Raw genomic sequence first — 11299 nt, 5'->3', positions numbered from 1 at the left:
GCCAGGAACTCACCGGTGACGGTCGCCCAGGCAACGCCGGCGACACCCCAGCCAAGTTCCAACCCAAGCACGAAGCAGAGCGCGATGTTGATGCCGTTCAGCACCAATTGCAGCATCAGCCCAAGCCCGCCCTCGCCGCGCCCCAGCACATAGCCGAGGATGGCGTAGTTGATCAGCGAGAACGGCGCCGCGAGCAGCCTGATCCTGATGTAGACGCCCATCGCCTCGCTGACGCGCGGTTCGGCGCCCATGAACTTTTGCCCGGCGATGGCGACCAGCGGCGCAAGGGCAGCGAGCACGATGCCGGCGATAACCGCGATCAGCACGGCGCGCCAGAACACCGCCTGTTCCTCCAGGGCGTCGCCGCGCCCAAACGCCTGTGCGACAAGCCCGGTGGTGCCCGAGCGCAGGAAATTGAAAGAGGTGAAGACGACGTCGAAGATCAATGCGCCGGCCGCCAGGCCGCCAAGCAAGGCGGCATCGCCGAACTGGCCGATGACAGCCGTGTCGACCAGGCCGAGCATCGGCGTCGTCAGATAGGCAAGCGTCATCGGCACGGCGATGGCGAGCACGGAACGATTGGTGACGACAAATGATCCGGGGTTGATTGGGGATCTGGCGTCGGCTGGGGTTGCACCCTGGTCCAAGGATTGCTGCCTTGCTGATTGCGGCTTGATCGAACTGCCGATGTGCCCCATTTTCCAGCCACCGCGCAATCACTCTTCCCGTGACGGCCAACCGAAATCCCCGGCCTGGCGCGAGCCGCCGGATCCAGTTCATGCCCCTGCAGATCGTCCATAATCCCGACTACGATGCCGGCTTCGCCACCAACCATCGCTTTCCGATGAGCAAATATCCACTGCTGATGGAGGCGCTGCGTTCACGTGGCCTCGCCGGCCCCGACGCGCTCAGCACCGCCGAACCGGCACCGGTGTCATGGCTGGAGCTTGCCCATGCGGCGAATTATGTCGACCAGGTCGTCAACTGCCGCGTGCCCGAGAAGATCGAGCGCGAGATCGGTTTTCCGATCGGACCCCGCGTCTCGCTGCGCGCGCAGCTTGCCACCGGCGGCACCGTGCTGGCGGCGCGGCTGGCCTTGCGCCACGGCATTGCCTGCAACACCGCCGGCGGCAGCCATCATGCGCGGCGCGCGCAAGGAGCGGGCTTCTGCACCTTCAACGATGTCGCCGTCGCCGCGCTGGTGCTGCTCGCCGAAGGCGCGGCACAAAACATCCTGATCGTCGACCTCGACGTGCATCAGGGTGACGGCACGGCGGATATTCTCGCTGATGATCCGCGCGTGTTCACCTTTTCCATGCATGGCGACCGCAACTACCCCGTGCGCAAGATCGCCTCCGACCTCGATGTCGCGCTGCCCGACGGCACGGGTGACGCCGCTTACATGAAGAGGCTCGCCGCCATCCTGCCGGAGCTCTCCGCCCAAGCCCATTGGGACATCGTGTTCTACAATGCCGGCGTCGACGTCCATGCTGAGGACCGGCTTGGCAGGCTGTCGCTATCGGATGACGGCCTGCGCGCCCGCGACGACATGGTGATCAGCCACTTTCGCACGCGGGGCGTTCCGGTCTGCGGCGTCATCGGGGGTGGCTATTCAACTGACGTGCCCACGCTTGCCGCGCGCCACGCCATCCTGTTCGAGGTGGCCGCGGGCCACGCCCGATAGTACGATCTTGTCCAAAAACCGGGTGCCAGGGTTCGCTGACGCGGACCTGCGGTTCGGGATCATGCTCTACTTCCGGTAGTTGGCGAGCCTCAACAGGATGAACGCCGGCACGACGATAGCCGCGCCCAGCAGGATATAGCCGAGGAAACGGTCGATGGCGTGGAAGCCAAGATTCCACAGGTCCATGAAGAATTTGCGGATGCCGTAGAGCACATCCATCGGCGACCAGCCGAAGGCGTTCATGACCAGGCCGACGAGGAAAGACACCACCAGCAGTTTCAGGATCACCTTGAGCGGCGAGTCGCCAAGAAAGCGCGTCAATGCGGACAAGGCCCGTCTCCAGATTGAGGTACCCTGGCTAGAGGGCGTCAGCCAGACATACGCACTTGGCTTGTCCGCTTCAAGCCGGGAGTTCTGCGGGATAGCGAGACACCGAGCATAGTGTGGCCGCAAGCCGAGCCCAGGCGCATGGCAGACTGCCGGCTACTGCCGCAGCGATCCCGCTGGCTTATCTGTTTTCTAACCAATTGCCGCTATTCCCAATCGGATAGCGGGAGCAAGGCTTTGGTGGAGACGGAGAGAAACACCGCGCGACGCGGCGTCATGCTGTCGGTGGTCATCCCATGCTACAACGAGCTGGATGGCGTGGCCGAACTGCATCGGCGGGTAACGGCCGCATGCCTTGAACAAGGCCCTTCCTACGAGATCGTCCTTGTCATCGATGGCGCGACCGACGGCACGCGCGAAGCCATTCTCCAGCTGGCTGAAAAGGACGACCATGTCGTCGCCATCGACCTTGCCCGCAATTACGGCCATCAGATCGCGTTGAGCGCCGGGCTCGAATTCTGTCGCGGCCAGCGCATTCTCATTCTCGATGCCGACCTGCAGGATCCGCCTGAACTGCTCGGCGCGATGATGACGAAGATGAACGAAGGCTTCGATGTGGTCTACGGCCAGAGGCTGACGCGCGATGGCGAAAGCTGGTTCAAGCTCGCCTCCGCGTCCATGTTCTATCGCTTGCTGCGCCGGATGGTCGACGTCGACATAGCCCCCAATACCGGAGATTTCCGGCTGATGAACCGTCGCGCGCTCGACCATCTGAACGCGATGCCAGAGCGTTACAGGTTCATTCGCGGCATGGTGAGCTGGATCGGGCTGAAACAGGTGGCCTTTCCCTATGAGCGGCACCGCCGCTTTGCCGGAACCACCCATTATCCGCTGAAGAAAATGCTTCTTCTGGCGGTCGACGCGATGACCAGCTTCTCCATCGTCCCTTTGCGGTTCGCCTCGCTGCTCGGAATGATGTTCGGGCTTCTGGGCCTGGTCGTGCTCGGCTACACGCTGCTCGAATGGTCGGTCGGGAACGTGTTGCCCGGCTGGACCAGCCTTGCCGCGATCGTGCTGATCCTCGGCAGCGTCCAGCTTATGGTGCTCGGGATCTTCGGCGAGTATCTCGGGCGCATGTACATGGAGACAAAGCGGCGGCCGCTCTACTTCGTCAACGAGATCGTTTCGCGCAGCCAGGCAGTGGAGGGCGGCGAATTGCCGGTCCATCGCCTGCAGGAGATGGCAAAGAGGGCCGCACGTGCTTGAGGCGGAGTTCGACCGGTTTGCGCGGGAATATCAGGAGCAGCATGCCGCAAGCATAAGGCTGAGCGGCGAAAACCCGGATTTCTTCGCCAGGTACAAGATCGACGACGTCGCCGCGACGCTGCGGCGGGCCGGTGTCAAACCGCGACGAATACTGGATTTCGGCGCCGGCGTCGGCAATTCGCTAGGCCATATGCGCAACGCGTTTCCCGACGCGGAGATCACCTTGCTCGATCCTTCGCGGGAATCGCTCGACATCGCCAGCAAGCGCTTTCCCGGCCAGGCCGCCTTCACGCATTTCGACGGCAAGACAATTCCCTTTGCCGACGGCAGCTTCGACCTGGCCTTCGCGGCCTGCGTCTTCCACCATATTCCCGAGAACCTGCAGATCGGGCTGTTCGCCGAGATCGGCAGGGTGCTGGCCGATGGCGGCAGCTTCTTCGTCTTCGAACACAATCCCTGGAACCCGCTGACCACGCACGCGGTGAGAAACTGTGCCTTCGACGAAAACGCGGTTTTGATAAATTCGCGCGAGATGCGCGGGCGCATGGCCGAGGCGGGCCTTGCCAATACGAGGATCGTCTACCGGATTTTCTTTCCTCGGATGCTTGCGAGACTGAGGCCGTTCGAGCGCTTCCTCACCAAGGTACCTGTCGGAGCCCAATATTTTGCGCATGTGGTCAAGCCTGCCGTTTGACTTCCCGAGGATGCTGCGATTTGGCGCCGTCGGTCTGTTGAACACGGCGCTGGGATACGCGGTCATCCTGGCCGGGCTTGCGCTTGGTCTGGGCGACATCCTTGCCAACGCCACGGGTTATGCCGCCGGCCTTGTCCTCGGCTTCTTCCTCAACCGCCAATGGACCTTCAGCAGAGTCGACGGCTTCCAGCCCGGAACCGCGCTGCGCTACGGGGGTGTCTTTCTGGTCGCCTACAGCATCAATCTGGCCGTCGTGATCGCCGCCCGTTCGGCAGGCATCGTCGAAAACCCGCTGGTCCACCTCGCGGGAATCTGCGTCTATTCGGTGGTTTTCTATCTTGGCTCGGCCCGCTTCGTGTTTGTGGGACGTGGGGACGACAGCACCGACCGCACAGTTCGGGTGGCCGACAAGCCTCGGCGGCAGCCCGCCAGTCCAACACCTTGAACCCAACTGTCACCGGAACCGATCAGAGGCGGCGCATCATGAACGACGCTCAGGCCAGTGTGGCGGCCGCGACATACAACGAGCGGAACAGGCTGATCTTCTGCCTGCTCGCGGCCTTGGCGATGGCGGGTGCGTTGGCTGCCCAGGCAGGCGCCACCCTGCAGGATCCCGACAGCTGGTGGCAAGTGAAAGTCGGTCTCGATTTCCTGACAAACCGGACATTTCCGACGGTCGATCCTTACTCCTACACGTTTGCCGGCCAGCCCTGGATTGCCAAGGAATGGCTGGGGCAGGTCCTGCTGGCTCTTGCCTACCGGGCGGGCGGCTGGAACGTGGTCGTCACCGCGATCATCGCCTCGATCTCCCTGACGGTTTTCCTCATGGGGTGGTTTCTCAGCGCATGGCTGAAACCGATCCTGGCGATTACACTGGCCTTCGCGGCGGTGTTCCTGATCAACCCGATCTTCACGGCGCGTCCGCATGTCTTCACCTTCCCGATCATCGTCATCTGGACGGCGGTGCTGTTCGGTGCGGCGAGGGAAGAACGGGCGCCGCCCTGGTGGCTGCTTGTGCTGGTCGTATTATGGGCGAACCTGCACGCCACCTTCACCTTGAGCTTCGTCATCGCGGCTTTCGCCGGTCTCGATCTGCTGGCGCGCACGGGCCTGTCAAAACCGGCCCTGCTGGCGAAGTGGATCGCGTTCGGCCTGCTTTGCCCGCTGGTCAGCCTGATCCACCCGTACGGCGTCCAGGCCATCCTGGCGACGCTCGCCGTGGCTTACGGCAACGAGGCAGTGTCGCTGATCATGGAATGGAAACCGTTCAATCCGCCGGACAGTCCCGTCCAGGAAGCGGTGATGCTGCTGGCGCTTTTCGGGCTATTAGTGTCCCGATTGCGAATTGGCTGGGCCAAGGCGTTGTTCGTCGTCTTCACCTTGCATGTCTATCTCGCCCATGTGCGCTTCATGTACCTGTTCTTCCTGCTGATTCCGCTGGTGATGGCGGCCGAGGTCGCACAGCAATATCCCTCGCTTTCAGCCACCGCGTGGCTGGCCGAAAAGCGCGACGGGCTGGAGAGATTCTTAGCCAGACGGTTCTACGCCATTTGCGGCACGGCAGCCGTTCTGCTGATTGGCGGGGTCGCTGTGCTCGGCAGCGTCTATCAGGTAGCGCCAAGTCCGAAGACATCGGCCAGCGGGGCGCTGGCATTCGCGCAAAGCCATCATCTATCCGGCAACGTGCTGAATTCCTACAATTTCGGCGGCACGCTGATTTTCCACGGGTTCAAGACCTATATCGACGGACGGACGGACCAGCTGTTCCTCGGCGGTTTCACAAAGAGCGATAACGACACCGGACGCGGCGACGGCAAGCCGCTCCTCGAAGCCCGCCTGAAGAAATACGCAATAGATTGGGCGCTGCTATCGGCCGACGACAGCCGCATTCCCTTCTTCGACCAGTTGGGCTGGAAACGGGCCTATTCGGACGACTACGCGGTAATCTATCTGCCCGGCGCCTGATCCCGGTGCGTTCCTGGCGAATTTCGCGACAGCAATATATGCCTTGACACCCATGTTGCAGCGCAGCAAAATTGCTGCCTGAGGGTAAGCCTGTGAGATCGACGAGCCGGGATTTTCAGCACGATCGACGACATCGCCGCATGAGCGTGTCGGGTGCGGCCGCACGGATCCTGGTGGTCGCGCGCGGGCCGGCCGGATGAACTACCGGCGCGACATCGACGGTCTGCGGGCCGTTGCGGTGCTGCCTGTCGTGCTCTTCCATTTCGGCGTGTCCGCCATTCCCGGCGGCTTCACCGGTGTCGACATCTTCTTCGTCATATCGGGCTATCTGATCAGCGGCAGCCTGCTCGATGATCTTGAGCGGGGCCAATTCTCGATCGGCCGCTTCTACTGGCGCCGCGCACGGCGCATCCTGCCGGCGCTGACCTTCGTCATCCTGCTCGCGAGCATTGCCGCCTGGTTCATCCTTCTGCCTTCGGATCTCCACGAATTCAGCCTCAGCGTGATCGCCGCCTCGACCTTCTGGTCGAACATCTATTTCTGGAAAACGACGAACTATTTCTCCATCGACGCCGAACTGCGGCCGCTCCTGCACACATGGTCGCTTTCGGTGGAAGAGCAGTATTATATCTTCGCGCCGATCCTCCTTTATCTGATCTACCGATACGTCTCGAAGCGCTGGCTGACGGTACTTCTGCCGATGGCCATCGGCAGCTTTGCCCTGGCAGTCATAGCAACCTCGCTGGCACCGACGGCAGGGTTCTATCTCTTGCCGACGCGCATATGGGAGCTGGCGCTGGGCGCCATGCTGATGTTGCGGAAGCCTCCGGTCCTAGCCAGTCGGCTGGCGGCGGACCTGATCGGCCTCGCCGGCTTTGCCCTCATTGCATTTGGCTTTGTGATGATTTCGGACAGCGATCCGTTTCCCGGCTACAATGCCCTATTCCCCTGCATCGGAACAGCTCTGCTGATCTATGCTGGCCAGGATAGCGCCGACAGGCCGGCACCTGTCGCCACTCGCGTGCTTCGGTTGGCGCCGCTGGTCTGGGTCGGCCTCATTTCCTATTCGCTTTACCTCGTCCACTGGCCAATCAACTCCTTCGTCCATTATCTCTCCCTGAAGACTGTCGGTGTGCCAACGATTATCGCGATGACGGTTGCCAGTTTCGCCTTGGCGGCATTCTCCTGGAAATACGTCGAGCAACCCTTCCGCCACAAACGAGCCTATACCGCCCCACTGCCCATCTTCGCCTTTTCGGCGACGGCAATCGTGCTGCTGTGCGCCGGTGGTTTGGCCGGCGCACTGGGCAACGGTTTCCCGCAACGGTTTCCGGATTTCTCGACAGAACGTATCCGGGTCGGCGACTGGCGCAACGGCATCTGTTTCAACGAAAACGGGACCCGCATCGAAGACTGGAACCTTGCCGACTGCACCCGGACAACGGGCTTTGCCACCAATGTGCTGCTGTGGGGCGATTCTTTCGCTGCCCACTATGTTCCGGGACTTGAGCCCAACGCCCAGAAAATCCAGGCCAATGTCATCCAATACACCTATGCCGGCTGTCCGCCCGACCTGACCTATTTTTCCTATGCTCGGCCCGCCTGCACCCGCTTCAACGAACGGGCCTTGTCGATCATTCGCGACGCCAACATCCAGGCGGTGATCCTGAGCGGCCGATGGACCGACTACCAGGCCAGGGGCTTCGACGGCCTGCAGAAGACGATCGATCGGCTTCGCGGGATGGGGGTCAAGGTCTATACCGTCGGCCAGTCTCCGGAATTCATCGCCGACGTCCAGAAGATCGCTTTCTTGGTGAGACGGGAGCATGCCGGAACCACATCCTGGCCGATGGCTATGGATCCGGACATCAACGCACGGGTTCTGCCGTTCACCAAAGGGGCCGATTTCATAGATCCGCTGACGTATCTGTGCGACTCGGCCGGTTGTTCATACGCCGATGCCACGACCAATGAATTTCTCTACTTCGACTATGGCCACTTCTCTTCCGCCGGCGCGACGCTGGCCATCTCGAAATACTGGCCAAGCTTCGCCACCAGCAATGAGGTCGCGGAGGCAAAACGGCAATTCACGGCCGTGGGCGCGCCGTGATCCGCAGCACGACCGTCGTGAGAACAGACCGCTTTGCGATTGCCCGAAGGCTAACCCTCATGGTAACGAGGGCGCACGCGGGTATGATGTAATGGTAGCTTGTCAGCTTCCCAAGCTGAACGCGAGGGTTCGATTCCCTCTACCCGCTCCAGTCTAAGGCGTCAGAACCATTTCAGCGCCTGCCTGTTCGTCGAACACAACCGAGCAGCCTCGCGCAAGCGCCACCGTTGCGAGGGCGTTTGCCGCCACGTCATCCGATGAAACGAAATCGCCGGTCAACACCCGCAATTCTTCAACGCCTTCAGCCATGGAAACGAAATTCCCGACCGATCGATCGTGCTTGCAGGCCTCGATCACGCAAAGCAGATCGATGATTTCGAAGCTGCGCATGTTCAGCCTCCAGAAGAAATCGCCCCTTGCAAGATCATGAACGCATCGGCGGGAAATAATGTTCCCAGCTCGCTTTCGCCGGCCTCGGCCTGGCGGTGCTTTCGCCGGACAACCTTACCCGAGCGAGCCATCATCCCACTTCCCTCAGAATGAAGTCGTGCAGCATCTTGGCGGCCGGCGACAGTGCGCGATTCCTGACCGTGATCAGGCTGTAGGGCCTGACCTCGATGTCGAATTCGGTCTGGACGACGTCGATGGCGCCGGCCAGCCCGTCAGGGTTCTGGATGAATTTCGCCACCTGGACAGAGACCGGTGCGATGGCATCGGATTGCGCGACCATGACCAGGGTCAGGAGCAGCGAACTGGTGTTCAGGATACGGTCCGGCAAAGCGATGTTGCGGTTGAGGAAGTTGCTCTCCATCGCCTGGCGCAAGGGCGAGCCGCCAGACTGGAAGACCCAGTCATAGGCGGCGGTCTCTTCCAGCCGCACCGCCTCGCCCTTGGTGAGCGGATGGCCCCGGCGCACGATCAGGCAGGCCTTCTCGACGCCGATGACGCGCGACTCGAACAGCCGCGGATTGAGGTCGTCCGGGATGCGCGCGATGATGAAGTCATGGCGCGTGGCGATCAGCTCGCGTGCCAGCACATTGGAGGTCTCGACCTGCATGGTGATCTCGATGCGCGGATAGATGCGGCGGATTTCACGAATCGCCGGCACCGCCAGCTCGATTGCCGGCGCGGTCACGGCACCCAGGAAAACCGAACCACCCTTGCCCGCCTTGAGTTCGGAAATCTCGCGGTCCACCTCGCGCATCTCCAGCAGGATCGAGCGCGCCCGCCTGGCCAAAGCCTTGCCGTATGGCGTCAAGGTGATACCGCGCGGCAGCCTCTCGCACAGCTTGACCTCCAGCACCGCCTCCATCTCTGCGATCATGCGCGAGGCCGCCGGCTGCGAAATGTTCAGAACCTGGGCTGCCGCGCTGACCCGGCTGTGGTCGTCTAGCGCGACGATCATGCGCATGTGACGCAGACTGAGACCGCTGCGCAGCAGGGTTTCGCCATCGCCCCGTGCTTCTCTGTAACCATTTGAAGCTGTTGTCGGATTCCCGGGCCGCGCCATCGCTTTTCCCTGCCTTCTGCTCGTGTAAGGCCGACCTTGGAGTCAGCCCGTCACGTCCCAATACATATACCAACCATGATATAGCAACCATCAAAGATCGCATTTGACAGTTATGGCAAAGACCCACACCCTCCGCGCGTTCCAAGACGTGACGGTCGCTGACGAGAAAAATCGTATCGATTGAATCAGCGTCTCGGGGCCATGGGAGGATACCGGAGATCGATATGACGGCAGCAGTGCCCTTGGCGCTTCTGCACGATTGCGCGGCCCGCGACCCCCGGGGTGCCGCGTCCATCAAACAGGGAGAGTTAAAGTGAAAATCATCAAGACACTGGCCGCCGTCGCGGCCCTTGGCATCGCTGCCATGACCTACTCGGCGCACGCAGCCGACAAGGGTCTTGTCGGCGTGCTGATGCCGACCAAGACCTCGCAGCGCTGGATCAATGATGGCGACGCCGTCAAGTCCCAGCTCGAGGCTCTCGGCTACACCGTCGACCTGCAATACGCGCAGGACGACATCCCCAACCAGCTCAGCCAGCTGGAAAACGAAATCACCAAAGGCCCGAAGGCGCTGATCATTGCTTCGATCGACGGCACCACCCTGTCGGATGCTCTGCAGAAGGCCGCTGACGCGGGCGTCGTCGTCGTCGCCTATGACCGCCTGATCAAGAAGACCGCCAATGTCGACTACTACACCACCTTCGACAATTTCGGCGTCGGCGTGATCCAGGCGAATTCGCTGGTCAAGGGCCTCAAGGAGCGCTTCCCGAACACCAAGCCGTGGAACGTCGAACTGTTCGGCGGCTCGCCCGACGACAACAACGCCTTTTTCTTCTACGACGGCGCGATCTCCGTCCTGCAGCCGCTGATCGACGACGGCTCGATCAAGATCAAGTCCGGCCAGACCGGCATGGACAAGGTCGGCACGCTGCGTTGGCTCGCCGCCACTGCCCAGGCGCGCATGGACAATCTGCTGTCGGCCAACTATTCGGACGGCAGCCGCGTCGATGGCGTTCTTTCGCCCTATGACGGCCTGTCGCGCGGCATCACCGCCTCGCTGCGCGCCGTCGGCTACGGCACGGACGCACAGCCCTGGCCGATCGTGACCGGCCAGGACGCCGAGACCGCTTCGGTCAAGCTTATCATCACGGGCGAGCAGTACTCGACCGTGTTCAAGGACACCCGCGAACTGGCCAAGGCCACCGTCGAACTCGTCGACAAGGTGCTCTCGGGCGGCAAGCCGGACGGCCTCGATGAAAAGACCTACAACAACGACGTCAAGGTCGTTCCCTCGATCCTGTTGACGCCGCATGAGGTCGACAAGTCGAACTACCAGGCACTGGTCGTCGACTCCGGCTACATCAAGGCCGACGAACTGAAGTAACCCCGGTTCCAAAGTCAGGGGTCCTGCGCAACGCAGGGCCCCTTTTCGTTCACCAGCGAGCCCGGTATTGTCGCCGACCTCGCCGGCAATGTTTGCCGACCTCTCAAGGAGCGGTTGTCCCATGGCCTCGACGATTTTGGAGATGCGCGACATCACCAAGACGTTCCCCGGCGTGAAGGCGCTGTCGAACGTCAACCTCAGCGTCGAGGAAGGCGAGATTCATGCCGTGGTCGGCGAGAACGGCGCCGGCAAGTCGACGCTGATGAAGGTGCTGTCGGGCGTCTATCCCTCAGGAACCTATGACGGCCAGATCATCTTTAACGGCGGGGAATGCCAGTTCAAAGGCATCCATGACAGCG

General features: G+C 61.8%; 12 protein-coding genes and 1 tRNA gene. 9 read left to right on the top strand and 4 right to left on the bottom strand.

The window, feature by feature from the left end:
* On the bottom strand, positions 1–647 hold a 647-nt coding region (locus EN984_RS07880; protein ID WP_245480042.1), incomplete at its 3' end, for an MATE family efflux transporter.
* Positions 648–778: 131 nt separating this feature from the next.
* Between EN984_RS07880 and EN984_RS07875 the strand changes: the two genes are divergently transcribed.
* On the top strand, positions 779–1684 hold the full coding sequence (locus tag EN984_RS07875; protein ID WP_127266717.1) for a histone deacetylase: 906 nt from the start codon (positions 779–781) through the stop codon (positions 1682–1684).
* 66 nt (positions 1685–1750) lie between these two features.
* On the opposite strand, the gene EN984_RS07870 is transcribed toward EN984_RS07875, so the two are convergent.
* Entirely contained in the window at positions 1751–2014 is a 264-nt protein-coding gene (locus EN984_RS07870; RefSeq protein ID WP_013533620.1) for a DUF6460 domain-containing protein, read from the bottom strand.
* Positions 2015–2287: 273 nt separating this feature from the next.
* Here EN984_RS07870 and EN984_RS07865 point away from each other — a divergent pair, with 273 nt between their 5' ends.
* The 6 genes from EN984_RS07865 to EN984_RS07840 all read left to right on the top strand — a co-directional run bounded on the left by EN984_RS07865 (position 2288) and on the right by EN984_RS07840 (position 8197).
* On the top strand, positions 2288–3277 hold the full coding sequence (locus EN984_RS07865) for a glycosyltransferase family 2 protein (protein WP_206517189.1): 990 nt from the start codon (positions 2288–2290) through the stop codon (positions 3275–3277).
* Entirely contained in the window at positions 3270–3971 is a 702-nt protein-coding gene (locus EN984_RS07860; RefSeq protein ID WP_127266715.1) for a class I SAM-dependent methyltransferase, read from the top strand. Before EN984_RS07865 ends, EN984_RS07860 begins: the two co-directional genes overlap by 8 nt.
* Positions 3949–4416: a GtrA family protein gene (locus EN984_RS07855; protein WP_236383387.1), complete on the top strand. Its 468-nt coding sequence runs from the start codon at positions 3949–3951 to the stop codon at positions 4414–4416. Before EN984_RS07860 ends, EN984_RS07855 begins: the two co-directional genes overlap by 23 nt.
* A 38-nt stretch (positions 4417–4454) precedes the next feature.
* Positions 4455–5936: a hypothetical protein gene (locus EN984_RS07850; protein WP_127266713.1), complete on the top strand. Its 1482-nt coding sequence runs from the start codon at positions 4455–4457 to the stop codon at positions 5934–5936.
* 196 nt (positions 5937–6132) lie between these two features.
* On the top strand, positions 6133–8046 hold the full coding sequence (locus tag EN984_RS07845) for an acyltransferase family protein (protein WP_127266712.1): 1914 nt from the start codon (positions 6133–6135) through the stop codon (positions 8044–8046).
* Positions 8047–8123: 77 nt separating this feature from the next.
* Positions 8124–8197: transfer RNA gene (locus tag EN984_RS07840), tRNA-Gly, on the top strand.
* A 2-nt stretch (positions 8198–8199) separates the two neighbouring features.
* Here the strand turns inward: EN984_RS07840 and EN984_RS07835 are convergent.
* Together EN984_RS07835 and EN984_RS07830 are read right to left on the bottom strand one after the other, a co-directional pair.
* Complete coding sequence (locus tag EN984_RS07835) at positions 8200–8436, bottom strand: hypothetical protein (RefSeq protein WP_127266711.1); 237 nt, start codon at positions 8434–8436, stop codon at positions 8200–8202.
* Between the two features lie 130 nt (positions 8437–8566).
* Positions 8567–9556 carry a LysR family transcriptional regulator gene (locus EN984_RS07830; protein WP_127266710.1) on the bottom strand — a complete coding sequence of 330 codons (990 nt, stop codon included), beginning with the start codon at positions 9554–9556 and terminating at the stop codon, positions 8567–8569.
* A gap of 313 nt (positions 9557–9869) precedes the next feature.
* Here EN984_RS07830 and chvE point away from each other — a divergent pair, with 313 nt between their 5' ends.
* On the top strand, positions 9870–10940 hold the full coding sequence (gene chvE / locus EN984_RS07825) for a multiple monosaccharide ABC transporter substrate-binding protein (protein WP_127266709.1): 1071 nt from the start codon (positions 9870–9872) through the stop codon (positions 10938–10940).
* A gap of 121 nt (positions 10941–11061) precedes the next feature.
* The coding region (locus EN984_RS07820) for an ATP-binding cassette domain-containing protein (RefSeq protein ID WP_127383691.1) at positions 11062–11299 on the top strand (238 nt) is incomplete at its 3' end.

The sequence above is a fragment of the Mesorhizobium sp. M7A.F.Ca.CA.004.12.1.1 genome (genome assembly GCF_003997835.1).
In the GTDB taxonomy this organism is placed as follows: domain Bacteria; phylum Pseudomonadota; class Alphaproteobacteria; order Rhizobiales; family Rhizobiaceae; genus Mesorhizobium.
Note: the sequence above shows the minus strand (reverse complement) of the source record. Positions and strands in the feature narration are given on the sequence as shown.